A 26858-nucleotide genomic window follows, 5' to 3' on the forward strand; every position below is an offset into this window, starting at 1 on the left:
GTCGAGGGCCCTTAGGGTGTCAACCCTGTGGATGACTGAGGCGGACGAACAGGGATCGGGGCGGGGATGGAGTCCTTCGAGCGCAAGGACGGCAAGGGAGGCGGGGGCCTGCCGTCCGGGCCCCCCTCGCCCCCTTCGCCGGCAGCCGAGCCGGTGCCCGCGCCGCGGCTCTCTGTCCCGGCTCCTGCCGCGCCGGTGGACCCCGCCACCGCGCATGCCGCGCCCGTGGACCCCGCCACCCCTCCCGCCGCACCGGCCGAGCCCCTCGCAGCTGCGCCTGCGCCGGTGGACCGCGCGCTCGAGCCCGGTGAATCGCCGGTCGGACCCCCCGGGAGCGGTGACGCGCCGCCCGCCCCCGCGGGCGGAATCGCGGCTCTTTCCCTCCCGTACCAGGTCGCGGCCGCCGTCTCCCTCACCCTGGTAGCCGCCCTCGCGTGCATCCACCTGACCATGGTCTTTCTCCATGTGGCCCCGGCCAACACCGTGACCAAGAACCACGGTGAGGCCGTCCAGGGCTGGGTGTATCCGGAGTTCGAGCAGAACTGGAAACTCTTCGCCCCCAATCCGCTCCAGCAGAACATCGCCGTGGAAGTACGGGCCGAATACGCCGCCAAGGGCCGTCTTCGCACCACCGGCTGGATCGATCTGTCCGCCCAGGACGGCGAGGCCATCCGCGGAAATCTCTTCCCGAGCCACATCCACCAGAACCAGCTCCGCCGCGGCTGGGACTTCTACGTCGGGTCCCACGACGACCAGGCCCGTCCCAACGGCCTGCGCGGAAGGCTCTCCGAGCGCTACATCCGGCGCATCGCGATGCAGCGGCTGGACGGCGCCGACCTGGGCGGGCCCGTCCAGCGCATCCAGCTCCGGTCGTCGACGCGTTCGATCGAGCCGCCCGCATGGAGCGGCGAGAAGATCGACACCCGTCCCGTCCACCGCGTCATGCCGTGGTGGACGATCACCGCGGCCGACCTGCCCGCAGGTGTCGGCAACAGCAGCACGGAGGCGGGCCGGTGACCACCACGACTGCGGAACGCACGGCCGTCGGGGCCGTCCAGCGCATCACCTCGACGGCGTTCGGCCCGTACCAGAGCGCGATCGTCCGGATCGGGTTCGGAGCGACGTGGCTGGTCTTCCTGCTCTTCGAGCTGCCCAACCGCCACCGGCTCTACGGGCCCGACGGGCCGTGGAGCTGGGAGATGGGCCGTGAGCTCGTCGCCAACAACAACGCCTTCACCGGGCTGCTGTGGTCGGACAGCGGGCTGTGGTTCGAGACCGTGTACGGCCTCTCCATACTTTCGAGCCTGCTGCTGATGCTCGGCTGGCGCACCCGTGCCATGTCGGCGCTCTTCATGTTCGGGGTGCTGTCGCTGCAGAACCGCTCCATCTTCGTGGGGGACGGCGGCGACAACGTCGTCCATCTGATGGCGATCTATCTCGTGCTGACGCGCTGCAGCCGGGTCTGGTCGCTGGACGCGCGCCGCACCGCCCGTGCGGTACCCGGTGAGCCGTCCCGCGACCTCGTCGGTCCGTTGCTGTGGGCCGTGCTCGGAGCCGGCCTGTTCATCGGCACCTTTCTCAACGCAACCGGCGGGTTCGTGCTCGTGCTGCTCTGGGTGCTGTGGATGGCCCAGGGCGCGTGGTGGCTCGTCGACCGGTTCGCCCCGCAGAGCCAGCCGCGCATCCTGCTGGACGTCCTGGCGAACCTCGCCCACAACGCCGCACTCGTCGTGATCATGGCCGAGGTCTGCCTGATCTACGCGACCGCCGGCTGGTACAAGATCCAGGGCTCGCGCTGGCAGGACGGTACCGCGCTGTACTACCCGCTCAAGCTCGACTACTTCACGCCGTGGCCCGGCATCTCCGACATCCTGGCCGCCGGTGGGCTGATCGTGATGGTGCTGACCTACGGCACCGTCCTGGTGCAGGTGGCGTTCCCCTTCACGCTGTTCAACAGGCGCGTCAAGAACGTCCTGCTGGTGGCCATGATCCTGGAGCACGCGGGCATCGCCGTCCTGCTCGGTCTGCCGTTCTTCTCGCTCGCCATGATCGCCGCGGACGCCGTCTTCCTGCCGACGGTCTTCCTGCTGTGGCTCGGCGCCCGGGCGGCTCGGGTGCGGGACCGGCTGCTCCCGCGGGGGCCCGGGAGGCAGCGGCTCGAGCCGGAGGCCGACAGCGCGCCACGTACGCTCGTCGGGTGAGCACCACCGAAGAACCCCTCCAGTACGACGAGGGCTACGCACCCGAGATCGGCGTCGGACCGCATCCCCGGCCATGGCCGCAGGACGAGCGGTACGACCCCGAGCTGCTGGCCGCGGGGGACCGCCGCAATGTCGTCGACCAGTACCGGTACTGGAAGCGCGAGGCGATCGTCGCCGACCTCGACACCCGGAGGCACGGCTTTCATGTGGCCGTGGAGAACTGGGGCCACGACTTCAACATCGGATCCGTGGTGCGTACCGCCAACGCGTTCTTGGCGAAGGAGATCCACATCGTCGGCCGGCGTCGTTGGAACCGTCGCGGCGCCATGGTCACCGATCGCTACCAGCATGTGCGCCACCACCCGGACACCGCCTCGCTGACCGCGTGGGCGGAGGCCGAGGGCCTGCCGGTCATCGGCATCGACAATCTGCCGGGAGCCGTGCCCCTGGAGCGGACCGAGCTGCCCCGCCACTGTGTGCTGCTCTTCGGTCAGGAGGGCCCGGGGCTCACGGAGGAGGCTCGCAAGCACGCGGCGATGGTCTGCTCGATCGCGCAGTTCGGGTCCACACGGTCGATCAACGCGGGCGCGGCCGCGGCCGTCGCGATGCATGCCTGGGTGCAGCGGCACGCGGACGTGCCGCTGCCCTGAACGACCTGCGCCCGGCGAGGCCGGTCCTCGGACCGGCCTCGCCGCGTGCGTCATCAGGCCTGGCGGCGCACCTCGACGACGCGGAAGCGGTTCGAGACGAAAGCGCCGTCGCACAGGGCGGCATTCGCCGCCGGGTTGCCCCCGGAGCCGTGGAAGTCCGAGAACGCCGCGGTCTGGTTGACGTACACCCCGCCGGTGAGGTTCAGCGAGAGCTGGGCGGATTCGTCCAGGCAGACGTCCTCCAGGGCGCGCTCCGTCTCCGCGGAGGTGGTGTACGCGCCGACCGTCATCGCGCCCTTGTCGCGGACGGTACGTCGCAGCAGGTCCAGGGCGTCCGCCGTGGAGTCCACGGCCACCACGAACGACACCGGCCCGAAGCACTCGGAGAGGTACGCCGGCTCGGAGTCCTGCGACTCCCAGAGCTTGCGGGCACCGTCGAGCTTGACCACGACCGGTGTGCGCACCGTGGCGTCCGGGTACTCGGGGTTCGCGACCTCCCGCGACTCCAGCGCCACCTCGCCGAGCCCGGCCGCCGCCTCGAGGCGGGCCTTCACGTCGGGGTTGACCAAGGCTCCGAGCAGGGCGTTCGCCCGCGCGTCGTCGCCGAGGAGACCCCCGACCGCGCCCGCGAGGTCGGCGGCGACCTCGTCGTAGGTCTTCGGGCCCTGGTCGGTGGTGATGCCGTCGCGGGGCACCAGGACGTTCTGCGGGGTGGTGCACATCTGACCGCTGTAGAGGGACAGGGAGAACGCCAGGTTTGACAGCATCCCCTTGTAGTCGGCGGTCGAGTCGACGACGACGGTGTTGACGCCGGCCTTCTCGGTGTAGACCTGGGCCTGGCGGGCATTGGCCTCGAGCCAGTCGCCGAAGGCGGTGGAACCGGTGTAGTCGATGATCCTGATCTCGGGGCGGGTCGCCAGGGTCTTGGCGATGCCCTCACCCGGACGCTCGGCGGCGAGCGCCACCAGGTTCGGGTCGAAACCGGCCTCCGCGAGGACCTCGCGGGCCACCTTCACGGTGAGGGCCAGCGGGAGCACCGCGCGCGGATGCGGCTTGACCAGGACGGCATTGCCGGTGGCCAGCGAGGCGAACAGGCCGGAGTAGCCGTTCCACGTGGGGAAGGTGTTGCATCCGATCACCAGGGCGATGCCGCGGCCCGCCGTGGTGAAGGTCTTGCGCAGTTCCAGGGGGTCGCGCTTGCCCTGCGGCTTGGACCAGTCGGCCGCGGCAGGGGTGCGGGTCTGCTCCGCATACGCGTAGGCCACGGCCTCCATGCCGCGGTCCTGGGCGTGCGGGCCGCCGGCCTGGAACGCCATCATGAAGGCCTGGCCGCTGGTGTGCATCACCGCGTGCGCGAACTCATGGGTGCGGGCGGAGATCCGGGCCAGGATCTCCAGACAGACCAGGGCGCGCGTCTCGGGGCCGGCCTCGCGCCAGGCCGCCATGCCCGCGCGCATCGCGGGCAGCAGGACGTCCAGATCCGGGTGGGGATACTCGATGCCCAACTCCGGGCCGTACGGCGAGACTTCGCCGCCCGTCCAGCCGTCCGTGCCCGGCTGGTCCAGGTCGAAGCGGGTGCCGCGCAGCGCCTCGAAGGCCGCGAGGCCGTCCGCGGGCGCGCTTTCGCCGTACGCCTTGGGGTGCTCCGGGTGTGGGGACCAGTAGGCGCGCGTGCGGATCGCTTCGAGGGCCTGGTCGAGCGTGGGCCGGTGGGTCTCGGTCAGCTGCATGACGGACCAACTCCTCGTCGAGCTGGGCAGGGGAGGAATGACAGAGTTAGAGTAACCGAACGATCGGTCGGGACAAGGGGGCCTGTCGAACCTGTGGACAACTCATCGGGGAGGATCGCTCCATGACCGCCATCGACTCCAGTCGTACCGTCGCCGTGGTCGGTACGGGCACCATGGGACAGGGCATAGCCCAGGTCGCCCTGGTCGCGGGCCACCCGGTGCGCCTCCACGACGCCGTCCCCGGACGGGCAGCCGAAGCCGCGCACGCGATCGGCGCGCGCCTGGACCGGCTCGTCGAGAAGGGCCGCCTGGCCGCCGAGGACCGCGACGCGGCCCGCTCCAGGCTGCTCCCCGCCGCGGACCTCGCCGAGCTCGCCGACGCCGCGCTCGTCGTCGAGGCCGTCCTCGAACAACTGCCGGTCAAGCAGGAGCTGTTCAGCGAGCTGGAGAAGATCGTCGCAGACGACTGTCTGCTGGCCACCAACACCTCCTCCCTCTCGGTCACGGCCGTCGCGGGCGCCCTGCGCCTCCCCGGCCGCTTCGTCGGCCTGCACTTCTTCAATCCCGCGCCGCTCCTCCCCCTGGTCGAGGTCGTGAGCGGCCATGCCACCGACGAGGAGGCCGCCACGCGTGCGTGGGCGACGGCCGCGGCCTGGGGCAAGACGCCGGTGCGCTGCGCCGACCTGCCCGGTTTCATCGTGAACCGCATAGCCAGGCCGTTCTACGCCGAGGCGTTCGCCGTGCACGAAGAGCACGGGATCCACCCGGCCACCATCGACGCGATCATGCGCGAGTGCGGCGGCTTCCGGATGGGGCCCTTCGAGCTCACCGATCTGATCGGCCAGGACGTGAACGAGGCTGTGACGCGATCCGTCTGGGAGTCGTTCTTCCACAGCCCCAAGTTCCAGCCGTCCCTCGCGCAGCGCCGCCTCGTGGAGTCGCGTCGGCTGGGCCGCAAGTCCGGCCACGGCTGGTTCTCCTACGCCGAGGGCGCCGAGAAGCCCGAGCCGGTGGACGCGGCAGCTCAGAAGGCGCCCGAGTACGTCGTCGTCGAGGGCGATCTCGGACCTGCGGGCGAGCTGATCGCGCTGATCCGCGAAGCGGGCATCACGGTGCGGCAGGAGGACGAGGACAACGGCACGCGGCTGGTACTGCCCAGCGGTGGCGGCCTGGTGCTCGCCGACGGACAGATCTCCGCGGAGTTCCACGACGCCGTCTACTTCGACCTGGCCTTCGACTACCGGGCGGCCGGCCGGATCGCGCTGTCCGCCGCCGCGGACGTCCAGGAGGACACAATCGCGCAGGCCACGGGCCTGTTCCAGGCGCTCGGCAAGCGGGTCAGCGTCATCGGTGACGTACCCGGCATGATCGTGGCCCGTACGGTCGCGATGCTCGGTGATCTGGCGCTGGACGCCGTCGCGAGGCGGGTCGCGTCCGCGGACGACATCGACACGGCCATGCGGCTCGGTGTCAATTACCCCCTGGGTCCCGTCGAGTGGAACGAGAAACTGGGGCGCGACTGGGCGTGGGAGCTGCTGGCCAACCTCGACCGGTCCGTGCCGACGGGCCGCTACGCGCGCTCGCTCGGGCTGCACCAGTGGTCGTACGGAACCCCGGCCGGGACCGCGGCGGAGGATGCCTCATGACCACGGCCAGACGGGACACGTACACGCCCGAGACGCTGCTGACCGTCGCCGTGCAGATCTTCAACGAACGCGGCTACGACGGCACCTCCATGGAGCATCTGTCCCGGGCGGCCGGGATCTCCAAGTCCTCCATCTACCACCACGTCGCGGGCAAGGAGGAGCTGCTGCGCAGGGCCGTCAGCCGGGCCCTGGACGCGCTGTTCGCGATCCTCGACGAGAACGGCGCGACGCACGGCCGCGCCGTCGAGCGGGTCGAGTACGTCACCCGGCGCACCGTGGAGGTGCTGGTGGCCGAGCTGCCCTATGTGACGCTGCTGCTGCGCGTGCGGGGCAACACCACGACCGAGCGGTGGGCGATGGAACGCCGCCGTGAGTTCGACCAGCGGGTCGCCGACCTGCTGAAGGCTGCCGCCGCCGACGGTGATCTGCGGGCGGACATGGAGATCAGGCTGGCGACCAGGCTGCTCTTCGGGATGGTGAACTCCCTCGTCGAGTGGTACCGCCCCCATCCGGGCGGCGGCTACGACGGGGACCAGGTGGCGGAGGCTGTCGTGCGGATGGCCTTCGAAGGGCTGCGCGCCGACATCTGACCACCCCCCTCGCGCCTCCTCTCCCCGCAGTGGACCAGGGCCCTGGACCGCGGGTTCCGCCCCGGTCCGCTACGGAAGCGGCTGCTCCGGGTCCGGACCGAGACCCACGGCCGGGCCGGAACCCGGCACGGGATCGAGATCCGTTTCCTCGAAGACCAGCAGCGTGCGCGTCGACAGCACCTCCGGGATGGACTGCAGCCGGGTGAGGACCAGTTCGCGCAGCGTGCGGTTGTCCGGCGTGTGCACCAGCAGGAGGACGTCGAAATCCCCGCTGACGAGCGCGATGTGGGCGGCGCCCGGCAGGGCCTGGAGCTGCTCGCGCACGGTGCGCCACGAGTTCTGCACGATCTTGAGCGTGATGTATGCGGAGGCGCCCTGACCGGCCCGCTCGTGGTTCACCCGAGCGCTGAACCCGCGGATCACTCCGTCGTCGATGAGCCGGTTGATGCGGGCGTACGCGTTGGCACGGGACACGTGCACGCGCTCGGCCACGGAACGTATCGAGGCGCGGCCGTCTGCCTGGAGCATGCGCAGGATGTCCCGGTCGATCGCGTCCAGCGGGCGGGGCGGCGGCGTCCGGTCCGCCCGGTCCCCGTCCTCGGCCATTTGTTCAGTCGACATGTCCCCCCGCCTTTCCCGCATGGACGACCTGTCTCCATCTCAAGCTGTGGAGAACCGTTTGTCCACAGGCTGCCCGCGCCTGTAGCCAAAATGCGCCCACGACCGAACAATCGGTAGGTGAGGCGGGACACACCCGTGCTGCCTCCCATCAGCATTCGTCGTCGCCTTCGGCCTTGTTTCGTCGGCGCTCCCACGAGGAGGTGCTCGCGTTGAGAAAGAGCAGCATGACGGTCCAGGAGCTGCCCGGTGACGCTGCCGCCTACCGGCCCACCCCGCCACCGGCCTGGCAGCCCCGCACCGACCCCGCACCCCTGCTCCCGGACCCGGAGCCGTACCGCGTGCTGGGCACGGAGGCAGCCGCCGCGGCCGACCCCGAGCTGCTGCGCCGGCTGTACGCGGAGCTGGTGCGCGGTCGCCGGTACAACGCGCAGGCGACCGCCCTCACCAAGCAGGGCAGGCTCGCCGTCTACCCGTCCAGCACGGGCCAGGAGGCGTGCGAGGTAGCTGCCGCGCTGGCGCTGGAGGAGCGCGACTGGCTCTTCCCGAGCTACCGCGACACCCTCGCGGCCGTCGCTCGCGGCCTCGACCCCGTGCAGGCCCTCACCCTGCTGCGCGGCGACTGGCACACCGGCTACGACCCGCACGAGCACCGCATCGCCCCCCTGTGCACCCCGCTGGCCACCCAGCTGCCCCACGCCGTGGGGCTGGCCCACGCGGCCCGTCTCAAAGGTGACGACGTCGTGGCGCTCGCCATGGTCGGCGACGGCGGCACCAGCGAGGGCGACTTCCACGAGGCACTGAACTTCGCGGCCGTGTGGCAGGCCCCCGTCGTCTTCCTCGTCCAGAACAACGGCTTCGCGATCTCCGTCCCGCTGGCCAAGCAGACCGCCGCACCCTCGCTGGCCCACAAGGCCGTCGGGTACGGCATGCCGGGCCGGCTCGTCGACGGCAACGATGCGGCAGCCGTGCACCAGGTGCTCTCAGAGGCAGTGGCCCGCGCCCGGCGCGGTGGCGGCCCCACCCTGATCGAGGCCGTGACCTACCGCATGGACGCGCACACCAATGCCGACGACGCCACGCGTTACCGCGTCGAGAGCGAGGTCGAGACGTGGCGTGCGCACGATCCGATCCGGCTGCTGGAGCGCGAGTTGACGGAACGAGGGCTGCTCGACGACGACGCCAGGAAGGCGGCCGCGGACGCCGCCGAGACCATGGCCGCCGACCTGCGCGAGCGGATGAACGCCGACCCGGTCCTCGACCCGATGGACCTGTTCACGCACGTCTACGCCGAGCAGACCGGACAGCTGCGCGAGCAGGCCGCGCAGCTGCGCGCCGAGCTGGACGCAGAGCTCGACGCCGAGGGAGAAGCGCGATGACCACGGCTGCCGTGAAGCCGGCGACCATGGCCCAGGCCCTGCAGCGCGCGATGCGCGACGCCATGGCCGAGGACCCCACCGTCCATGTCATGGGGGAGGACGTCGGCACGCTCGGCGGCGTCTTCCGGGTGACCGACGGGCTCACCAAGGAGTTCGGCGAGGACCGCTGCACGGACACTCCGCTGGCGGAGGCGGGCATTCTCGGCACGGCCGTCGGCATGGCGATGTACGGGCTGCGGCCTGTGGTCGAGATGCAGTTCGACGCCTTCGCCTATCCCGCCTTCGAGCAGCTGATCAGCCATGTCGCCCGGATGCGCAACCGCACCCGCGGCGGCATGCCCCTGCCGATCACCGTCCGTGTGCCCTACGGCGGCGGGATCGGCGGCGTCGAGCACCACAGCGACTCCTCCGAGGCGTACTACATGGCCACGCCCGGCCTCCATGTCGTCACGCCCGCCACGGTCGATGACGCCTACGGCATGCTGCGGGAGGCGATCGCCTCCGACGATCCCGTGGTCTTCCTGGAGCCCAAGCGGCTGTACTGGTCGAAGGCGCCGTGGTCGCCGGACGCGCCCACCGCTGTCGAGCCGATCGGCCGGGCGGTCGTCCGCCGCGCCGGACGCAGCGCCACGCTCATCACCTACGGCCCGTCCGTGCCGGTCTGCATGGAGGCCGCCGAGGCCGCCGCGGCCGAGGGCTGGGACCTGGAGGTCGTCGATCTGCGCTCGCTCGTCCCGTTCGACGACGAGACCGTCTGCGCCTCCGTACGGCGCACGGGGCGCGCGGTCGTCGTCCACGAGTCCACCGGATTCGGCGGCCCCGGCGGTGAGATCGCCGCCCGGGTGACCGAGCGCTGCTTCCACCACCTGGAGGCGCCGGTGCTGCGCGTCGCCGGGTTCGACATCCCGTATCCGCCGCCGATGCTGGAGCGGCACCATCTGCCGGGCGTGGACCGGATCCTCGATGCAGTGGCGCGGCTGCAGTGGGAGGCGGGGAGCTGATGGCCCAGGTGCTCGAATTCAAGCTCCCGGACCTCGGTGAAGGACTGACCGAGGCCGAGATCGTGCGCTGGCTCGTTGCTGTCGGCGATGTCGTGGCGATCGACCAGCCCGTTGTCGAGGTCGAGACGGCCAAGGCGATGGTCGAGGTGCCGTGCCCGTACGGCGGCGTGGTCACCGCCCGCTTCGGTGAGGAGGGTACGGAGCTGCCCGTCGGCGCCCCGCTGCTCACGGTGGCGGTGGGCGCGATGGACGCGGCTGCCGTCGCGGCGGAGCCCTCCGGTGACCTGTCCGGCAAGGCCACGGGCTCCGCCGAGTCCGGCTCGGAGACGTCCGGCAATGTGCTGGTCGGCTACGGCACCGGGGCCCCGGCGGCTCGTAGGCGGCGCATCCGTCCGGCGTCGGGCATGGCGTCCGGTAACGGAACGTCGATGCAGGGCGGTTCGCCCGCGCCTTCCCCGGGCGGGACGCCGACGGCTTCCGTGGCGCCCGCCGCCGCGCCGCACGGTGCCGCGGCTCGCGTCGCGCTCGCCGAAGGGGCGCCGCAGGACGGACCGGTGGCCGTCATCTCCCCGATCGTCCGCAAGCTGGCCCGGGAAAACGGCCTGGACCTCCGGCACTTGACCGGCTCGGGACCCGAGGGCCTGATCCTGCGGGCCGATGTCGAGCGCGCCCTGCGGTCCGAGGAACCGCAGCCGGCGATGACGAACGAGCCCCTGGCGGCGGTGTCCGCGGCTCACGGCGAACGTGTTCCGCTGCGCGGCGTGCGCGGGGCCGTGGCCGACAAGCTGTCGCGCAGCCGGCGCGAGATTCCTGACGCCACCTGCTGGGTCGACGCGGACGCCACCGAACTGATGGCCGCCCGTGCGGCGATGAACGCGGCGGGTGGGCCGAAGATCTCGCTCCTCGCACTGCTCGCCCGGATCTGCACGGCAGCGCTCGCCCGCCACCCCGAGCTCAACTCCACTGTCGACATGGATGCCCGCGAGATCGTGCGGCTGCCCGAGGTCCATCTCGGATTCGCGGCACAGACCGAGCGCGGTCTCGTCGTCCCGGTCGTGAAGGACGCGCACAGCAGGTCGGCGGAGTCGCTCACGGCGGAGTTCGCGCGACTGACGGAGGCGGCGAGGCAGGGGACGCTGACCCCGAAGGACCTCACCGGCGGCACGTTCACGCTGAACAACTACGGAGTGTTCGGCGTCGACGGCTCCACACCGATCATCAACCACCCCGAGGCCGCGATGCTCGGCGTCGGACGGATCGTGCCGAAACCGTGGGTGCATCAGGGCGAGCTGGCGGTGCGCCAGGTCGTCCAGCTGTCGCTCACCTTCGACCACCGCGTCTGCGACGGCGGCACCGCCGGCGGATTCCTGCGGTACGTCGCCGACTGCGTGGAGCACCCCTCGGTGCTGCTGCGCACCCTCTGAGGAGTGTCCGGCCCCTACGGGCCGGACACTCCCCGGCCCTCTCACCGGCCAACACCGCCGGAGCGACAACCGAACAGAGATCGGGACGGGGCTCCCCGCCCGCTCGATCGCGGCCCATACTGCTGGGGTGACCGCGAATACCGCGTACGACGCCATCGTGCTCGCCGGAGGTGCCGCGAAGCGGCTCGGCGGAGCCGACAAGCCGGCGGTGCAGGTGGGCGGGCGGCCCCTGCTCGACCGAGTGCTGGGCGCCTGCCGCGAAGCCGGGCGCACCGTTGTCGTGGGCGGGCGCCGCGCGACCGCACGGCCTGTGGTGTGGGCACGCGAGGAGCCGCCGGGCGGCGGTCCCCTCGCCGCGCTCGACGCCGGTGTGCGCCGGTGCGAGGCGTCCGCCGTGCTGGTGCTCTCGGCCGATCTGCCGTTTCTGGGCGAGGCGACCGTGGGGCGGCTGCTCTCCGTGCTCGGTGAAAGCGGCCGCGAGGCGGCTCTGCTGACCGACGGCGACGGGCGGGACCAGCCTCTCGTCGCCGCCTACCGCACCGAGCCGCTCCGTCGTGAGCTTGCTCTCCTCGCGGCCGAGCACGGCAGCCTTTCCGGTCTGCCGTTGCGTCTGCTCACTCAGGAACTGGATCTCGCCCGGACCGGGGCCGACTCCCTCGCCTCCTTCGACTGCGACACCTGGGAGGACATCTCCGCGGCCCGGGCTCGTATCAGGGAGCATGGGCACGTGCTGGATGAATGGATCACCGCAGTCAAGGACGAACTCGGCGTCGAGCTGGACGTCGACACCCGCGTTCTCCTCGACCTCGCCCGCGACGCCGCGCACGGCGTCGCCCGCCCCGCCGCTCCGCTGACCACCTTCCTGGTCGGCTACGCGGCGGCCCAGGCCGGTGGCGGTCCCGAGGCGGTCGCCGACGCCGCCCGCAAGGCCGTCGCGCTCGCCGCCCGCTGGGCGGAAGAGGAGGAGGGGCGTACCGGGCCCGATGCCGGCAAGAGCGGCGAGGCCGAAGCCGGATGAGCGGGCACGACCGCGCACCCCGTTCGGGCGACGGCAGCAACGGCACGGGAGACGAACTCGAGGGCGTCGACGATGCGCTGGCGCTTGTCGGGCCCCGCAAGGGGCAGGACCGCTCCGCTGCCGCGTCCGCCGGTGGCCGCGCCCCGACGGCCCGCCACGCTGCCGCGGCCTGGCCCGACGCCCGGGCGCTCGCCGTCCGGACCGGCCGCGGCGCGGCCCCGTCCTCACGGCACGTCCCCCTGGGCGACGCGCTCGGCCACGTCGTCGCCGAGCCGCTCGCGGCGCTGTGCGACCTGCCGTCGTTCGACACCTCCGCCATGGACGGCTGGGCAGTTGCCGGGCCGGGGCCGTGGCGCATCGATGCGGACGGATCGATCCTCGCGGGGGACAGCGGCACCAGTCCACTGGTGGACGGCGTGACCGTGCGCATCGCCACCGGCGCGCGCGTGCCGCCGGGCACCACCGCCGTGATCCGCAGCGAACACGCCCGGGCAGATACGGACAACCGGCAGCTCCATGCAGAGCGTCCCGTCGTTCAGGGCCAGGACATCCGGCCGCGTGGCCAGGAATGCCGTTCGGGCGAGCAACTCCTGCCCGCCGGCGTGCTGGTGACCCCGGCCGTCCTCGGTCTCGCCGCCGCCGCCGGTTACGACGAACTGGTCACCGTGGCCCGGCCTCGTGTCGAGGTCCTGGTGCTCGGCGACGAACTGCTCACCTCCGGTCTCCCCCACGACGGCCTGATCCGTGACGCGCTCGGCCCGATGATCGGCCCGTGGCTTCGCTCGCTCGGAGCGGAGGTGACGGCCACTCGCCGGATCGGCGACGATGCCGAGGCCCTGCACCGCGCTGTCACGACGTCCGACGCCGATCTGCTGATCACCACCGGCGGCACCGCTGCCGGACCGGTCGACCATGTCCACCCGGTGCTGCACAAGGCGGGCGCCGAGCTGCTGGTCGACGGAGTGGCCGTACGGCCCGGGCACCCGATGCTGCTGGCCCGCCTCGCCCCCGGCCGCCATCTGGTCGGTCTGCCGGGCAACCCCCTGGCCGCGGTGTCCGGGCTGCTCACGCTTGCCGAGCCTCTGCTGCGCGGGCTGTCGGGGCGACCGGCCGCCGTGCCGTACAGAGAGCGGGTGCGCGAGGCCGTGCACGGCCATCCGCACGACACCCGGCTCGTACCGTTCGTGCACCGCGACGGGCTGCTCGTCCCCCTGCACTACAACGGGCCCGCCATGCTGCGGGGGATCGCGGTGGCCGACGGGCTCGCCGTGGTACCTCCCGGAGGTGCACGGGCGGGCGATGAGCTCGAGGTGCTCGACCTGCCCTGGGCGGGTTGGACGCCCGCGGCCGTCGGGGAAGGATGTTTCACGTGAAACTTCCCGGTCAGGACGCCATGGCCCGCAATGCCGACGAACAGCTCGTCACCGCACGGGTGAAACTTCCGCGGCGGGTCGTCGAGCGGCCGATGCGGCAGGTCAGCAAACGGCTGCTGATGGCATTCATAGTGCTGGCGGTCACCGTGCTCCTCGTCTGGATGGACCGGGAGGGCTACCACGACAACGCCGACGATTCCGTCGACTTCCTGGACTGCGTCTACTACGCGACCGTCACCCTGTCCACGACGGGTTACGGCGACATCGTTCCGTACAGCGAGGCTGCCCGGCTCACCAACGTGCTGCTGATCACCCCGCTGCGCGTCCTCTTCCTGATCATCCTGGTCGGCACCACTCTCGAGGTCCTCACCGAGCGCACCCGGGAGGAGTGGCGGCTGAACCGCTGGAGGTCCACCTTGCGCGACCACACCGTCATCGTCGGCTTCGGTACGAAGGGACGGTCGGCGATGCAGACACTCTGCGCGACGGGGCTGCGTAAGGAGCAGATCGTCGTCGTGGACCCGAGCGGCAAGGTGATCGAAGCCGCCAATGCCGAGGGCTTCGTCGGCGTGGTCGGTGACGCCACCCGCAGCGATGTGCTGCTCAGGGCAGAGCTGCAGAAGGCGCGTCAGATCATCATCGCCACACAGCGCGACGACACCGCCGTGCTGGTCGCGTTGACGGCCCGCCAGCTCAACCGTGGCGCGAAGATCGTCGCCGCGGTGCGGGAGGAGGAGAACGCCCCGCTGCTGAAGCAGTCCGGTGCCGATGCCGTCATCACCAGTTCCGGCGCGGCCGGGCGACTGCTTGGTCTGTCGGTGCTCAGCCCCAGCGCGGGCACGGTCATGGAGGATCTGATCCAGCAGGGCAGCGGTCTCGATCTCATCGAAAGGCCGGTCATAAAGGCCGAGGTGGGACGCAGCGTGCGGGAGACGGAGGACCTGGTCGTGAGCGTGCTGCGCGGGCACCGGCTGCTGGGCTACGACGACCCCGCGGCGAGTCCCCTGCAGCTCACCGACCGTCTGATCACCATCGTGCGCGCGGACAACGATCCGGTGCGCGGCGGCCGGGAGTAGCCTCGCCGCCATGCATGCGATCACGATTCCCGAACCCGGTGGTCCCGAGTCGCTCGTCTGGGCCGAGGTGCCCGACCCCGTACCCGGCGAGGGCGAAGTCCTCGTCGAGGTCGTCGCGAGCGCCGTCAACCGCGCCGACCTGTTGCAGCGACAGGGCTTCTACGACCCTCCGCCCGGCGCCTCCCCGTATCCCGGTCTCGAGTGCGCCGGCCGCATCACGGCGCTGGGGCCCGGAGTCTCGGGGTGGGTGGTCGGAGACGAGGTGTGCGCCCTCCTCGCGGGCGGCGGCTACGCGGAGAAAGTCGCCGTGCCCGTGGGGCAGTTGCTGCCGGTACCGGACGGTCTCGACCTCGCGACCGCGGCTGCCCTGCCCGAGGTCACCGCGACGGTGTGGTCGAACGTGTTCATGATCGCGCACCTGAGGCCGGGCGAGACCCTACTCGTCCACGGTGGGGCGAGCGGCATCGGCACGATGGCGATCCAGCTGGCCAAGGCGGTCGGCGCACGGGTGGCAGTGACGGCAGGCGGCCCCGAGAAGCTGGCCCGCTGCGCCGAGTTGGGCGCGGACATCCTGATCGACTACCGCGAGCAGGACTTCGTCGAGGAGATCCGCAAGGCCACCGACGGGGCCGGAGCGGATGTCATTCTCGACATCGTCGGCGCCAAATACCTGGACCGCAATGTGCGCGCCCTGGCGGTCAACGGCCGGCTCGCCGTGATCGGTCTCCAGGGAGGCGTGAAGGGCGAGCTGAACCTCGGCGCTCTGCTCGCCAAGCGGGCGGCCGTGACGGCCACGTCCCTGCGCGCCCGGCCGCTCGGCGAGAAGGCGGCGATCGTGGCCGCGGTGCAGGAGCATGTCTGGCCGCTGGTCGCCGCGGGGCGGGTGCGTGCCGTCGTCGACCGTACGGTGCCGATGCAGTACGCGGCGGAGGCCCACCGGGCGCTGGAGTCCGGCAGCCATGTCGGCAAGGTGCTGCTCATCGCGCCCGACAAGAACTGACGCGGACCAGCGGCCGACGCCGGCCGGTGAAGCGAGGCGACGCGGAAGGCCCGGCCCACCGGATGGTGGGCCGGGCCTTCCGTGCGTCGTCAGGAACGTCCCCGGACGGGATGTCGCCGGTCCGGGGCGTTGTCCGTCGGCGTCCGGCAGAAGCCGGCGGTGGCCCTACAGGTACGGGCCCGAGCGGATGGCGCCGTGCTGGCCGCCTTCCTCGTCGTCGTGCGGAGCGCCGGGCGGCAGGGCCCGGCGCATCTGCTCCAGCTGTGCCCGGGCGGCCATCTGCTGGGCGAACAGTGCCGTCTGGATTCCGTGGAAGAGACCTTCCAGCCAGCCGACCAACTGAGCCTGCGCAATGCGCAGTTCCGCCTCGGAGGGGATCGCGTCGTCGGTGAACGGGAGCGAGAGGCGCTCCAGCTCCTCCACGAGCTCGGGGGCCAGGCCGTCCTCCAGCTCCTTGACCGAGCCGGCGTGGATCTCCTTGAGCCGGACACGGCTCGCCTCGTCCAGAGGTGCTGCCCTGACTTCCTCCAGCAGCTGCTTGATCATGCTGCCGATGCGCATGACCTTCGCAGGCTGCTCCACCATCTCCGTCACCGGGACCTCGCGCGACTCGTCGTCACTGTGACCGCCGCCGAGCGCCATACCGTCCTGGCCCACGACCAGGACATGGGGGCTCTCCTGCGACCGTTCATTCCTCGGCATCTCCATGCCGCCATTCTCTCGTACACGGGCGTCATCACACGGTGTGCCCCCGTAGGAGGGTGATCCACCCTCCTACGGGGGCACAAAACCGCAGGACACCCCTGTGCGGTGCCGGTCAGGTCGCCTCGCGGCGGGCCAGTGCGCCACGTGAGCGGGTCACGAGAGCGGCCAGCACGGCCGCGCCCACCGGCACTGCGACGAGCAGCGCGGCCAGCGTCTCCCAGGGAACGACGATCGGGACGAAGGGCACGCTCTGGCCGCCGCCCCAGCCACCGTCCAGCGCCTCCTGGTACCAGGCCAGCTCCTGGCGCCGCTCGGTGAGCCGCAGGCCGATCGCCGGAAGCACACCTGCCGCCGACCCCAGCACCACGCCCATGGCGGCGACCACCCCGCACTGGAAGCCGCTGAGCGTCCTGCGGACCCTCGGCGGGGCGCCGACCGCGGCCAGCGTCTTCAGATCGGCCTCGGCATCGGCCTGGGCCAGGCCCGTGGCAATACCGGCGGCGCCGATCGTGATCAGTCCGGCGAACACGGTCAGTGCCAGCAGCACGATGCTGTTCTCGCTGGTGTAGCCCTCCTCCACATGGAGGCTGACGTCGGCGCCGGTCTTGTCGAGCTCACCGTCGAGCTTCTGGCGCTGCTCGCTGCTCGGCATGGCGTCGGTCGAGAAGTAGGCACCGAGCGGCACGGCCGTCAGGCCCGCGGCCTTCGCGGTGGCCGGCGGCACGATCATCGCGACGCCATAGGTGTTCGGCGACCCGGTGGGCCGGTGGGCAGCGAGGCTCCTGATCGGGCCCGGGGACTCCTTGCCCTGCTCGACGGCCCTGTCGGCGGCCTCGATGTCGGTCACCAGCCGGATGTCGACCTTGCCCTTGCTGTTGACGTTCCGCTTGTCGAAGGCGATCACCCGGCCGTCGGCCAGTGCCTTCTCGGTCGCCGGATCGTCGATTCCGAGCACCTTGAGCAGCTTTCCGTCGGCGACCACCACACCGCTGTCGGTCATGACTCCGAAGCCGCCGTTCTCCTTGCACCGCCAGTCGTCCGAGAGCTTGCGGCGTTCGGCCTTGCTGAACTTCGACGACGGGTCCTCGTCCGGGTGGGCGGGGTCGACGGCCCACAGCGGACACTCGTTGGCCTTGGGCACCACCACTTCGTAGCGGCCGCAGCCGTCGCGTGTGTCGTACATCGAGCAGTTCGTGTTGCCGACGCCGATACGGCTCACGTCGGCGCGCACATCGACGGGCAGCAGCTTCTGCACGGTGTCGCTCACCGCCGGCACCTCCCGCCCGCCGGCCTCGTCGATCATCACGGAGACCGCGCCGTGCGGCAGCTGGGCTTCGTACTGGGCCCTGCCCTGGGCATCGTTGCTCGCCGCGTACGTCGCCACCGCGACGGTGCCCGCGACCGCGGCCAACACCGCGGCGACGGCGGGGGCCGTACGTCCCCGGTTGCGCACCGCGTCGCGCAGGGCGAGGCGGGGGGAGAGCGGCAGGATCCGGCCCGTGCGGCCGAACAGTCCCACCAGGGCGGGGGTCAGCGCGACCACGCCCAGTTCGGCGAGGGCGCTGCCGCCTGCGACGACGGCGAACTGGTCGGTCATCATCGATCCGTAGAGCGCGATCGAGGCGCCCAGGGCGACGGCGATCAGGCCTATGACGGGCAGGACGCGGCTCGACCTGCGTACGCCGCGGCGGCCGGTGAGCGAGGCGAGGACCGACTGCCGGGACGAGGTGATCGCCGGCACGATCGCGGCCAGCAGACCCGTCAGCACCGCGAGGAACGCGATGCCGAGCAGTTCCAGGGGCCGCACGTCGAAGCTCCCGAAGCGCTTGCCCATGGACTCCTCCAGCACGGGCTGGAGGAAGAAGGTGAGGACCAGACCGAGCAGCGTGCCGACGACGGCGGCCGCGGCGCCGATCACCAGACCGCCGGCGAGGACGATGGCGCGGATGTGACGGCGGTCGCCGCCGTTGGCCCCGACCAGTCCGAGCTGACGGCGGGAACGGCGGGCACCCACGGCGAACGCGGGCCCGGCCAGCAGGCAGATCTCCAGCATCGCCAGTCCGACGACGGTGCCGACGGCGGCGAGCGCGGCGGCCTTGGCCGCGGTGCTCGCCTCGAAGTTGCCCCAGCCGTCCTTCTGGAAGAGCGGGACCTCGGAGTCGGCAGGCGGGTTCAGCGCCACCGCACGCGAGGTGACGACGACGCCCTTGGAGTTGATGTCCTTGACGGTGTTCCACGTGAAACCACCGGGAACGGTCGCGAGCAGTGACTCCTGCGGGGAGGTGCCCGGCAGCCCGGCTCCCGTCAGAGCCTTGTCGAGCGGGGCGATCATGGCGCCGGGCAGCGCGAGAACCTGGTGTGTTTCCAGCGAGTCCGGAAGCTCGTACGAGCCGACGATCCGGTACTCGCGGTCGAATCCGCGGGCCTTGAGCGCCGAGCCGACCTTCAGGCCGCTCTTCTCCAGGAAGTACGTGGTGACGGCGGCCTCGTCGGACTTCTGCGGCAGACGGCCGCTGATGACGGAGATCAGGCCCTTGGCCATCGGGTCCGCCGCCTTCAGCTCACGGATCTCGGCCGCGAGGAGGCCGTGCGTCGTGCCCAGCTTGGCGTAACCCGTCACATCGTGCAGCGTCTTGGCGCCCGCGGGCAGCGCCTTCGCGACGTCCACCTTTCCCTCGGGGACGGGCTTGTCGTCGAAGTCGCCGGCCGGCGCGACGTTGTTGCCGTCGGGCGACTGCAGGACCGGGACGCCGCCCATGCCCGAGTCCGTCAGTCGTGCGTCAGCGGCGCCCAGCCCCCGTTCGAGGCTCTGCTCGGTCGACAGCTCGGCGCTGCGGATCGTCAGATCGGCGGCGCTCACACCGAGGATGGGCAGGGCGATCATCGCCAGGACCAGGAAGCTGCGCCCCTTGAAGCGCCATGCGTCGCGGCGCGCGATCCGGATCGCGGCGCGCCAGGAGTGGTACCAGGTCGTCACAGCTCTGCCGCCTGGCCCGTGAGCAGGGAGTCGGCCTCACTGCGCAGTGTCTGGTCGACGACGGCGCCGTCCCGCAGGAACACGACGCGGTCCGCCCAGGCCGCGAATCGCGGCTCGTGGGTGACGAGGATGCCGGCCGCTCCGGCGTCGCAGCGCGAGCGGAGCAGGGCGAGCACGGACTCACCGGTCTCGGAGTCCAGGGCGCCGGTCGGCTCGTCGGCGAGAACGAGACGCCGGTCGCCCACGAGGGCGCGGGCTATGGCCACACGCTGCTGCTGTCCGCCGGACATCTCGTCCGGGAAACGGTCGGCGAGTTGCCCGAGCTCCATCTCCTCCAGCGCGGCGACGGCTTCGGCGCGTGCCTTGCGGGCCGAGGTGCCGTCGAGCTCACGCGGCAGAGCGACGTTCTCGGCCGCGGTGAGCGCCGGGATGAGGTTGTAGTCCTGGAAGACGTAGCCGATGCTGCGGCGGCGCATGGCGGCGAGCGTCTTGCGGTCGGCCGTGGTGATGTCGGTGTTCTCGACGATCACCCGCCCCGAGGTGGGGGCATCGAGACCACCGGCGATGGTGAGCAGCGTGGACTTGCCCGAGCCGGACGGACCCATGACGGCGACGAGTTCGCCGGGGAAGACATCGAGGTTGATGCCGCGCAGCGCGTGCACCTCGGTGGCTCCGCTGCCGTGGACCCGGGTCAGCTGCTGGAGTTGCAGCACGGGCTGCTGTGACTGTGGTGACTGGTGTTCGGTCATGGATGGTCTCCCCCTTGAGCGGGTGGGTACACGCGGGGTGTACGTGAGGTCTGTGGCCAAAGGCCCGGGACGGGAGATGGTGCAGCTCCCGGACGGGCCGGTGTGCCGAGGCGGGAGCGGCGGTAACAGCCGCTCGGGGACGCCGGGTTGCGTCGAACGGGCATCGGCACCGGCCGACGCGCGTCGGGTCTGGTGGGTCTTACGTGGGCTTCGCCGGACGGGCGGACGTGGCCGTCTCCTTGCTCCGCGGCGCGGGCCCCGCAGGCGGAGCGGCCGGAGCCGTACCGGCCCCCTGCCCGGACGCCGCGGAGAGCCTGATGAGCCGCATCTCGCAGTGGTCGAGCCAGCGCGCCTCGGACTCGGTCTGGAAGATCAGTTGCTCCAGGACGAGCAGCCAGGCGATGTCGTCCCGCTCCTGCGAGCCCCCGCTCTCGATCGCGGCCAGTGCCTGCGCCTTGAGCCGGGTGTAGTCCTGCATCGCCTTCACCGTGTGGTGGCGCTGGGACTGGATGACGGCGCGGATGTCCACCCCGGGCGCCCCGACCGCCATCGCGAGCTTGATGGCCAGCTCGTCGCGGGGCGGGCTGCTGCGGTCCACCGGCGTCTCGAACCAGCTTTTGAGCTCGGTGTGCCCGCGCTCGGTGATGACGTAGAGCGCGTGGCCCGCTTCGTCCTCGCCGTCCTGGGCGACCATGCCGTCGCGTTCCAGGCGGTTGAGGGTGGTGTACACCTGGCCGACGTTGAGCGGCCAGGTGGCACCGGTACGCGATTCGAACTCCGAGCGCAGCTGGGAGCCGTAGCGCGGGCCGTGCTCAAGGAGGGCGAGAAGCCCGTGGCGGATGGACATACTCAGTATGTATACCGGGTATGCCCCTCGGTACAACCGTCGGCGGGGGGACCTGGCGCGTCCGTCTTGAGGAGGAGGCGAGCGTCAGCGGCCGCGCAGCCGCACGCCCAGGAAGCCGATGCCGAGCCCCATGAGGGCGAGGCCGACCCCCAGCGACAGCGGGGAGATCTGCTCGGCCACCGGCGCGGGCACGGAGTGAGGTGTCTGGTCACGGGCCGCTGCGGGTGCGGACGAGCGCTCCCAGGGAGGCAGCGCTCCGTCGGACGCGGCGTTGCCGTCCTCCCGGAGTGCCTCGTCATCCGTAAGGGGGTCTTCGTCATGCGCCTCGCCCGTCCGAGGATGTGGTGCCGGGTCGGACGCCGTACGGGACGGGGGCTGCCCGGTGGGGTGCGACGGCCGTGCGGAAGGCGCGGAAGGTTCCGAGGAGTTGGGGGTGCGGGTCGGATTGACCGAGAGGGCGGGGCTCGGGCTCGTCGTGGGCACCTGCCGGCCGGGCCGGGGGCGGCCCTCACCGGCCTGGCGCCCCGCGAGGGAGGTCGAGGGTGAGGGCTTGGGCTTCGCGGTGACCGCGGGGGTGGGGGACCCGGACCCCTCCGCGTACGCCAAGGAGGCGGCCGGGCCGAGGGTCGCGGCCGCCAGTGCGAACACGGCGACGGCGAGCGCGCACCGAGCGCGGAGCTGTCGGATCACCGGGGGCCCTCCCGTACCGAGACGCGAGTAACGGACTCAGCGTCACATGGCGGGGCAATTCCGGCATCTCGGGGGAAGGTGGGGACCCTGGCATACGGACGGCCCCGCACATGGTGCGGGGCCGGTCGGCGGTCGGGCCGTCCTCGGACGGCCTACTCGGGATAGCCGGTGGACACCTCGAGGGTGAACGCCGCGCTGTCCTCGGAGATCTCCGAGTCGGCCAGCGGGAACTGCGAGACCACGACGTCCTCGCCCCACTGGGCGTTGGCCTTCTCCTTGACCTCGATCTTCCAGCCCATCGTCTGGGCGCACTCCTTCACCGACAGGATGTCCTTGTAGACGAAGTCGGGTGCCTCGACCTTGGACGGGTCGTTGGAGCTCTCGGTCGCGTCCGAGCACTCCGTCTTCTCGATCGTCCTGTTGCGCTCCGGGCCCTTGTAGCCCTCCTGCTGCGACTCGCTCGTCGTCGGGTCGTCGCCGCCGGCCTCGTCGTCCCCGTCGCCCTTCAGGTTGATCGCCGCGATCAGACCGCCGATGGCGAGCACCGCCACCGCGATCGCGCCCACGATCACGGGCATGTTCCGCTTGCCCCCGCCGTTGCCGCCCGTCGCGGGCGCGGTCGCCTGGTGAGGCGACATCGTGTACGGCGGCGGGGTGGAGACCGCAGGGCCCTGCGTCTGGTACGCCGGGGCCGGGGTCGGATAGCCGTAGTGCGGGGCGGGCGCGGGCGTCGGCGAGGGGGTGGGCGGGCCGTAGGGACCCGGCTGGTACGGCGTCTGCACGCTCTGCGGAGCGGGGGTCGACTGGTCCAGCGGTGGGAAGACGGCCGAGCCGACGCCCGAACCGCTGTTCGCCGGTGCACCGCTGATGATCACGGGCGCGCCGGTCTGGCCCGCGCCCGCGACCCGGGCGCACTCGTCGCGCATCGCGGCCGCGCTCGGGAACCGCTCGTTCGGGTTCTTCTTCAACGCCCTGGCGACCAGCGCGTCCATCGCGGGAGTGACGGAGCGGTTGATCGTCGACGGCGCGACCGGCTCCTCCTGGACATGCGCGTACGCGATGGCAAGAGGCGAGTCCGCGTCGAAGGGCAGCCGGCCGGTCAGCAGCTGGAAGAGCATGATGCCGACCGAGTACAGGTCGGAGCGGGCGTCCACGCCGCGGCCCAGGGCCTGCTCGGGCGAGAGGTACTGAGGGGTGCCGACGACCATGCCCGTCTGCGTCATCGAGGTGACGCCCGACTGCATGGCGCGCGCGATACCGAAGTCCATGACCTTGACCACGCCACGCTTGGTCATCATCACGTTGCCCGGCTTGATGTCGCGGTGGACCAGGCCCATCTCATGGCTGGTCTCCAGCGCGGCCAGCACATCGGCCGTGACCTTCAGCGCCTTGTCGGCGGGCATCGCGCCGTACTGCTGGATGTCCGTGGCCAGGGCCGAACCGAGCGGCTGGCCCTCCACGTACTCCATGACGATGTACGGCATCAGCGAGCCGTCCAGCTCGTCCTCACCGGTGTCGAAGACCGACACGATGTTGGTGTGCGACAGCTTGGCGACAGCCTGCGCCTCGCGGCGGAAGCGCTCACGGAACGACTGCTCGCGGCCCAGCTCGGTGTGGAGCGTCTTGATGGCCACCTGCCGGTCCAGCGCACTGTCGTACGCCAGATACACCGACGCCATGCCACCTTCGCCGAGCAGGTCGCGAAGCTGGTACCGGCCGCCCGCTACGGAACCGCCCGCATAGCGGCCCTGTGCGCCGTCCTGGCTCATTCTGTGCTTCCCCCTACGCGCGCGGTGGCCGCGGCTGATCCGGATTTACGGGCCAAGTCTGCCCCAGGGCAACGACACGTCAAGCCAGGTGCCCGTTCCGTGACCGTACGCACAAGAAGCGTCTCGGAAGCGTTACAGGAACAGCATGAAATTTGCCTGGGCGCGTGGGCTGCGGGTTTGATGGCCGGTCTCCTTCGAAACCGGCCATCCGCGTGAAGGCTGTAGCGTGACGTGGCACAGGACCCGGAGACATGGCGAACCGCACGCACAGCACGCACGCGGACAGATACGACGGCGAGGACTGATGGCACCCGAATCCGAAGCAGGCGGCGGCGGAGTGCCGGAGTCGGCGGACGCCTTCGGCATCGGCGGACTGGTCGGTGACGGCCGCTACCGGCTGACGCACCGTCTCGGACGAGGCGGCATGGCGGAGGTGTTCGCGGCGGAGGACGTACGGCTGGGCCGTACCGTCGCCGTCAAGCTGCTGCGCGCCGATCTCGCCGAGGACCCGGTCTCCAAGGCCCGCTTCACCCGCGAGGCCCAGTCGGTCGCCGGCCTCAACCACCATGCCGTCGTGGCGGTCTACGACTCCGGTGAGGACGTCGTCGGCAACCAGACCGTCCCCTACATCGTGATGGAGCTCGTCGAGGGCCGCACGATCCGCGACCTGCTGGTCAACGCCGAAGCACCGCCGCCCGAGCAGGCGTTGATCATCGTCTCCGGTGTGCTGGAGGCGCTCGCTTACTCGCACCAGCACGGCATCGTCCACCGCGACATCAAACCCGCCAACGTCATCATCACCCACTCCGGTGCGGTGAAGGTGATGGACTTCGGCATCGCACGCGCCCTGCACGGCGCCCAGTCGACGATGACCCAGACCGGCATGGTCATGGGAACCCCTCAGTACCTCTCCCCCGAACAGGCGCTGGGCAAGGCCGTCGACCACCGGTCCGACCTGTACGCCACCGGCTGCCTGCTCTACGAACTGCTCGCCCTGCGGCCCCCGTTCACCGGTGAGACCCCGCTCTCCGTGGTCTACCAGCACGTCCAGGACATTCCCGTCCCGCCGTCCGAGGTCTCCGACGTCGTGCCGCCGGAGCTCGACGGACTGGTGATGCGCTCCCTCGCGAAGGACCCGGACGACCGGTTCCAGAGCGCCGAGGAGATGCGCGGACTCGTCCAGTACGGGCTCCAGATGCTCCAGCAGCAGGGCAGTCACACCGGCACCTGGAACACGGGTCCGGTGCAGCTCTACGACGGCCCGGGGACACCCTCGATGGGAATGACCGGGCCGACCGCCGTGCACCCGGTGCACGGCGAGACGTCGCAGGGGCCGCTCCTCCCGCCGAGGAACCCGCACGACGGCGGCTACGACGGCACGCACCACGGCGGCGGAGGCAGACGCGGCCGGGGCAAGGCGTGGCTGCTGGCCGCGCTCGCCGTCGTCGCGGTCGTGGCCGGTATCGCGTTCGCGCTGAACAAGGCGAACGACACCGGCGGGGAGCGCAAGGACAACCCGCCCGCCTCCCAGACGCCGGAGACGCCGGACGAGACGCCGACGCCGACGGACGAGGAGACCCAGGAGACGGACGAGCCGGACGACACGACCGGCGGCAATCAGGAGCCGTCGTACACGCCGTCGTACACGCCGTCCTTCACGCCGAGTACGTCGCCGACGCCGACGGACCCGCCGACGACGCAACCGACCGAGCCGACGGACCCGCCGACGACGCAACCGACCGAGCCGACGGACCCGCCGACCGAGACCGGCGGTCCCACGGGCGGCGCCGACGGCGGGAACGGCACCATCGAGGGCGCCGACGGCGGTCTGTAGCAGCGGGCGCCCGCGTCACCCCGTGAACGCGGCGCACACCGCCTCGTACTCCCGCGTCCACCAGACCGCCAGGGCCGACGCCGCAGGAAACTGCGGGTCGGCCCTTCGGTCGTTCAGCTGATAGCGCCAGCGCAGTATCCAGAAGTCGTTGAGCCGTTCCCACCACACCCGGTGCACCGCCGCCGCCAGTTCCGCCGCGTCCGCGCCCGCCGCACACCGGTACGCCTGCGCATAGGCCCGTACTTTCGGCAGATCCAGCTGGCCGGCGGGCTGCACGAAGAAGATCGCCGCAGCCCGGACCGCCTCCTCGGCGCGCGGCTGCACGCCCAGCCGGTCCCAGTCGACGATCGCGGCCGGTTCGGCGCCCCGGTACAGCAGGTTGAGCGGGTGGAAGTCACCATGCACCCAGCCGCCCCCGCCGCCGGGCGGCGGCCTGCGGTCGGCATGCCTGGCGAGCAGCGCCCGCCGCTGGAGCAGCCGGTGCTCGGCCAGGGTGTCGAAGGAGTCCCGGGGACTCCTGCCGCGGGACAGGCCCAGCAGTTCGTCGATGAGCGCGAACGTCTCCGCCGGGTCGGCGCTCTCGTAGGCGGTGCCCCGGCCGGCCGCCGAGCGGTCCATCACCTGGGCCAGCGCGGTGTGCACGAGGCCCAGCAGAGAGCCGAGCCGCCGGGACTGGGCCGTGCTGAGCTGGGCGCCGTCGCGGTGTCTGCCGTCGATCCACGGGTGCAGGGCGTAGCAGCGGTCGTCGATGACGGCGACCGTGGCGCCGTCGCCGGCCCGGAGGGGCGGGGCGACGGGCACCCCGAGCGTCTGGAGACGCCTGGTGGCCCGGTGCTGACGGGAGATGGCTTCGTGGTCGCCGTCCAGATGGTGCTTGAGGAAGTACGCGCCGCGGGTGGTGGCCAGGCGGTAGCCGCGGTTGAGGAGGCCCTTGGTGACGGGCCGGCAGGAGAGCGGTTCGCCCGGGCTCTCGTAGCGGCGCAGCAGCGCGGCGAGAGGGGGTGAAGCGGTAGCAGATGAGCGCGGCACCCGCCAGATGGTAGATCACTCAGCGTGTCGCGCAGGTCGCTCTTCGAAATAGTCGATGGTGTGCACGGTGACGAACCGGGGGTCGAGGCGCATGTACACCGGGTCGAAGTCCTGGGCGTCGATGCGGTGGGGCCGCGGGCCGAACAGTTCCAGCTGCTCCTCCGTCGGTTCCACGATCCGGGCCACGCCCGTGAACTGCACGGACCACAGCGCGGCGGCGCCGGAGTTCAGGTTGTCCGCGCCGTAGGCCACGACGCTGCCGTTGCAGGCGCGGTGGTAGTCGAAACCGCTGTGCAGGCGCAGCAGTACGCGGCCGTCGACCACGATGTGACGGGCGGGTGCCACGAAGGGCATCGCTCGCATGCTGGTGGCCAGCCGCCCGAAGGAGACACGGGTGAGCAGCTCGATGGCACGGCGTTCCTCGGTGGACATGTCTCCACTCTCCGTCACCGAACGCGCCGGCATAAGGGCCGCCGGACCCCATCCGGGTGGGGTCCTAGGTCCCGGACAAGGGCCCCGCCCGGGTTGGCCCGAACGGGTGACGGATCCGGC

At 71.4% G+C, this 26858-nt stretch carries 23 protein-coding genes; 13 read left to right on the forward strand and 10 right to left on the reverse strand.

The window, feature by feature from the left end; genetic code table 11:
* The first annotated feature begins 66 nt into the window (after positions 1-66).
* From AC067Z_RS27025 to AC067Z_RS27035, 3 genes are read left to right on the forward strand one after another with little or no spacing between them, the layout of a single operon-like run.
* Positions 67-1017 (forward strand): DUF5819 family protein, encoded by a 951-nt coding sequence (locus AC067Z_RS27025; RefSeq protein WP_478792215.1) that lies wholly within the window; start codon positions 67-69, stop codon positions 1015-1017.
* Positions 900-2201, forward strand: coding sequence for an HTTM domain-containing protein (locus AC067Z_RS27030; RefSeq protein WP_478792216.1), 1302 nt, complete (start codon positions 900-902; stop codon positions 2199-2201). The genes AC067Z_RS27025 and AC067Z_RS27030 overlap by 118 nt, the downstream gene beginning before the upstream one ends.
* Positions 2198-2851: a TrmH family RNA methyltransferase gene (locus AC067Z_RS27035; protein WP_478792217.1), complete on the forward strand. Its 654-nt coding sequence runs from the start codon at positions 2198-2200 to the stop codon at positions 2849-2851. Before AC067Z_RS27030 ends, AC067Z_RS27035 begins: the two co-directional genes overlap by 4 nt.
* Before the next feature lie 53 nt (positions 2852-2904).
* On the opposite strand, the gene paaN is transcribed toward AC067Z_RS27035, so the two are convergent.
* Positions 2905-4581, reverse strand: a complete 1677-nt coding sequence (gene paaN / locus AC067Z_RS27040; protein WP_478792218.1) for a phenylacetic acid degradation protein PaaN — start codon at positions 4579-4581, stop codon at positions 2905-2907.
* 122 nt (positions 4582-4703) lie between these two features.
* Here paaN and AC067Z_RS27045 point away from each other — a divergent pair, with 122 nt between their 5' ends.
* Both AC067Z_RS27045 and AC067Z_RS27050 read left to right on the forward strand, forming a co-directional pair.
* Positions 4704-6227 carry a 3-hydroxyacyl-CoA dehydrogenase gene (locus tag AC067Z_RS27045; protein WP_478792219.1) on the forward strand — a complete coding sequence of 508 codons (1524 nt, stop codon included), beginning with the start codon at positions 4704-4706 and terminating at the stop codon, positions 6225-6227.
* A complete protein-coding gene (locus AC067Z_RS27050; protein ID WP_478792220.1) occupies positions 6224-6817 on the forward strand; it encodes a TetR/AcrR family transcriptional regulator in 594 nt (197 codons plus the stop codon). Before AC067Z_RS27045 ends, AC067Z_RS27050 begins: the two co-directional genes overlap by 4 nt.
* A gap of 69 nt (positions 6818-6886) precedes the next feature.
* Here the strand turns inward: AC067Z_RS27050 and AC067Z_RS27055 are convergent, their stop codons facing one another.
* The gene (locus AC067Z_RS27055) at positions 6887-7423 is read right to left on the reverse strand and encodes an Lrp/AsnC family transcriptional regulator (protein WP_478792329.1); all 537 of its coding nucleotides are present in this window, start codon (positions 7421-7423) and stop codon (positions 6887-6889) included.
* A 239-nt stretch (positions 7424-7662) separates the two neighbouring features.
* Between AC067Z_RS27055 and pdhA the strand changes: the two genes are divergently transcribed.
* The 7 genes from pdhA (at position 7663) to AC067Z_RS27090 (ending at position 15706) form a co-directional block, all read left to right on the forward strand.
* On the forward strand, positions 7663-8814 hold the full coding sequence (gene pdhA / locus AC067Z_RS27060; RefSeq protein ID WP_478792330.1) for a pyruvate dehydrogenase (acetyl-transferring) E1 component subunit alpha: 1152 nt from the start codon (positions 7663-7665) through the stop codon (positions 8812-8814).
* Positions 8811-9815, forward strand: coding sequence for an alpha-ketoacid dehydrogenase subunit beta (locus AC067Z_RS27065; protein WP_478792221.1), 1005 nt, complete (start codon positions 8811-8813; stop codon positions 9813-9815). The genes pdhA and AC067Z_RS27065 overlap by 4 nt, the downstream gene beginning before the upstream one ends.
* The gene (locus AC067Z_RS27070) at positions 9815-11239 is read left to right on the forward strand and encodes a dihydrolipoamide acetyltransferase family protein (RefSeq protein ID WP_478792222.1); all 1425 of its coding nucleotides are present in this window, start codon (positions 9815-9817) and stop codon (positions 11237-11239) included. The genes AC067Z_RS27065 and AC067Z_RS27070 overlap by 1 nt, the downstream gene beginning before the upstream one ends.
* A gap of 127 nt (positions 11240-11366) precedes the next feature.
* Positions 11367-12257 carry an NTP transferase domain-containing protein gene (locus tag AC067Z_RS27075; protein ID WP_478792223.1) on the forward strand — a complete coding sequence of 297 codons (891 nt, stop codon included), beginning with the start codon at positions 11367-11369 and terminating at the stop codon, positions 12255-12257.
* Positions 12254-13630 (forward strand): molybdopterin molybdotransferase MoeA, encoded by a 1377-nt coding sequence (locus tag AC067Z_RS27080; protein ID WP_478792224.1) that lies wholly within the window; start codon positions 12254-12256, stop codon positions 13628-13630. The genes AC067Z_RS27075 and AC067Z_RS27080 overlap by 4 nt, the downstream gene beginning before the upstream one ends.
* Entirely contained in the window at positions 13618-14706 is a 1089-nt protein-coding gene (locus AC067Z_RS27085) for a potassium channel family protein (RefSeq protein ID WP_478792225.1), read from the forward strand. The genes AC067Z_RS27080 and AC067Z_RS27085 overlap by 13 nt, the downstream gene beginning before the upstream one ends.
* A gap of 10 nt (positions 14707-14716) precedes the next feature.
* Positions 14717-15706, forward strand: coding sequence for an NAD(P)H-quinone oxidoreductase (locus AC067Z_RS27090; protein WP_478792226.1), 990 nt, complete (start codon positions 14717-14719; stop codon positions 15704-15706).
* Between the two features lie 165 nt (positions 15707-15871).
* Here AC067Z_RS27090 and AC067Z_RS27095 read toward each other — a convergent pair whose 3' ends face one another.
* From AC067Z_RS27095 to AC067Z_RS27120, 6 genes are all read right to left on the reverse strand, one after another.
* Positions 15872-16414, reverse strand: a complete 543-nt coding sequence (locus tag AC067Z_RS27095; protein WP_478792227.1) for a bacterial proteasome activator family protein — start codon at positions 16412-16414, stop codon at positions 15872-15874.
* A gap of 109 nt (positions 16415-16523) precedes the next feature.
* The gene (locus AC067Z_RS27100; RefSeq protein ID WP_478792228.1) at positions 16524-19388 is read right to left on the reverse strand and encodes an FtsX-like permease family protein; all 2865 of its coding nucleotides are present in this window, start codon (positions 19386-19388) and stop codon (positions 16524-16526) included.
* Entirely contained in the window at positions 19385-20137 is a 753-nt protein-coding gene (locus tag AC067Z_RS27105) for an ABC transporter ATP-binding protein (RefSeq protein ID WP_478792229.1), read from the reverse strand. The genes AC067Z_RS27100 and AC067Z_RS27105 overlap by 4 nt, the downstream gene beginning before the upstream one ends.
* 199 nt (positions 20138-20336) lie before the next feature.
* Complete coding sequence (locus tag AC067Z_RS27110) at positions 20337-20984, reverse strand: PadR family transcriptional regulator (protein WP_478792230.1); 648 nt, start codon at positions 20982-20984, stop codon at positions 20337-20339.
* Between the two features lie 84 nt (positions 20985-21068).
* Positions 21069-21674: a hypothetical protein gene (locus AC067Z_RS27115; RefSeq protein WP_478792231.1), complete on the reverse strand. Its 606-nt coding sequence runs from the start codon at positions 21672-21674 to the stop codon at positions 21069-21071.
* A gap of 152 nt (positions 21675-21826) precedes the next feature.
* Positions 21827-23443, reverse strand: coding sequence for a protein kinase domain-containing protein (locus AC067Z_RS27120; protein WP_478792232.1), 1617 nt, complete (start codon positions 23441-23443; stop codon positions 21827-21829).
* 304 nt (positions 23444-23747) lie between these two features.
* Here AC067Z_RS27120 and AC067Z_RS27125 point away from each other — a divergent pair, with 304 nt between their 5' ends.
* Positions 23748-25277 carry a protein kinase domain-containing protein gene (locus tag AC067Z_RS27125; RefSeq protein WP_478792233.1) on the forward strand — a complete coding sequence of 510 codons (1530 nt, stop codon included), beginning with the start codon at positions 23748-23750 and terminating at the stop codon, positions 25275-25277.
* A gap of 15 nt (positions 25278-25292) precedes the next feature.
* Here AC067Z_RS27125 and AC067Z_RS27130 read toward each other — a convergent pair whose 3' ends face one another.
* Positions 25293-26306 carry a phosphotransferase gene (locus AC067Z_RS27130; protein WP_478792234.1) on the reverse strand — a complete coding sequence of 338 codons (1014 nt, stop codon included), beginning with the start codon at positions 26304-26306 and terminating at the stop codon, positions 25293-25295.
* 15 nt (positions 26307-26321) lie between these two features.
* The gene (locus tag AC067Z_RS27135) at positions 26322-26738 is read right to left on the reverse strand and encodes a pyridoxamine 5'-phosphate oxidase family protein (protein ID WP_478792235.1); all 417 of its coding nucleotides are present in this window, start codon (positions 26736-26738) and stop codon (positions 26322-26324) included.
* Between the last annotated feature and the right edge of the window lie 120 nt (positions 26739-26858).

Source organism: Streptomyces sp. NPDC043812, assembly GCF_056436245.1.

What these genes read in the sequence shown, in the direction of transcription:
- AC067Z_RS27025 (WP_478792215.1), top strand. Translation starts at nt 67, where the DNA reads ATGGAGTCCTTCGAGCGCAAGGACGGCAAGGGAGGCGGGGGCCTGCCG.
- AC067Z_RS27030 (WP_478792216.1), top strand. Translation starts at nt 900, where the DNA reads ATGGAGCGGCGAGAAGATCGACACCCGTCCCGTCCACCGCGTCATGCC.
- paaN (WP_478792218.1), bottom strand. Translation starts at nt 4,581, where the DNA reads ATGCAGCTGACCGAGACCCACCGGCCCACGCTCGACCAGGCCCTCGAA.
- AC067Z_RS27045 (WP_478792219.1), top strand. Translation starts at nt 4,704, where the DNA reads ATGACCGCCATCGACTCCAGTCGTACCGTCGCCGTGGTCGGTACGGGC.
- AC067Z_RS27050 (WP_478792220.1), top strand. Translation starts at nt 6,224, where the DNA reads ATGACCACGGCCAGACGGGACACGTACACGCCCGAGACGCTGCTGACC.
- AC067Z_RS27055 (WP_478792329.1), bottom strand. Translation starts at nt 7,423, where the DNA reads ATGGCCGAGGACGGGGACCGGGCGGACCGGACGCCGCCGCCCCGCCCG.
- pdhA (WP_478792330.1), top strand. Translation starts at nt 7,663, where the DNA reads ATGACGGTCCAGGAGCTGCCCGGTGACGCTGCCGCCTACCGGCCCACC.
- AC067Z_RS27065 (WP_478792221.1), top strand. Translation starts at nt 8,811, where the DNA reads ATGACCACGGCTGCCGTGAAGCCGGCGACCATGGCCCAGGCCCTGCAG.
- AC067Z_RS27070 (WP_478792222.1), top strand. Translation starts at nt 9,815, where the DNA reads ATGGCCCAGGTGCTCGAATTCAAGCTCCCGGACCTCGGTGAAGGACTG.
- AC067Z_RS27080 (WP_478792224.1), top strand. Translation starts at nt 12,254, where the DNA reads ATGAGCGGGCACGACCGCGCACCCCGTTCGGGCGACGGCAGCAACGGC.
- AC067Z_RS27085 (WP_478792225.1), top strand. Translation starts at nt 13,618, where the DNA reads ATGTTTCACGTGAAACTTCCCGGTCAGGACGCCATGGCCCGCAATGCC.
- AC067Z_RS27090 (WP_478792226.1), top strand. Translation starts at nt 14,717, where the DNA reads ATGCATGCGATCACGATTCCCGAACCCGGTGGTCCCGAGTCGCTCGTC.
- AC067Z_RS27095 (WP_478792227.1), bottom strand. Translation starts at nt 16,414, where the DNA reads ATGGAGATGCCGAGGAATGAACGGTCGCAGGAGAGCCCCCATGTCCTG.
- AC067Z_RS27105 (WP_478792229.1), bottom strand. Translation starts at nt 20,137, where the DNA reads ATGACCGAACACCAGTCACCACAGTCACAGCAGCCCGTGCTGCAACTC.
- AC067Z_RS27110 (WP_478792230.1), bottom strand. Translation starts at nt 20,984, where the DNA reads ATGTCCATCCGCCACGGGCTTCTCGCCCTCCTTGAGCACGGCCCGCGC.
- AC067Z_RS27120 (WP_478792232.1), bottom strand. Translation starts at nt 23,443, where the DNA reads ATGAGCCAGGACGGCGCACAGGGCCGCTATGCGGGCGGTTCCGTAGCG.
- AC067Z_RS27125 (WP_478792233.1), top strand. Translation starts at nt 23,748, where the DNA reads ATGGCACCCGAATCCGAAGCAGGCGGCGGCGGAGTGCCGGAGTCGGCG.
- AC067Z_RS27135 (WP_478792235.1), bottom strand. Translation starts at nt 26,738, where the DNA reads ATGTCCACCGAGGAACGCCGTGCCATCGAGCTGCTCACCCGTGTCTCC.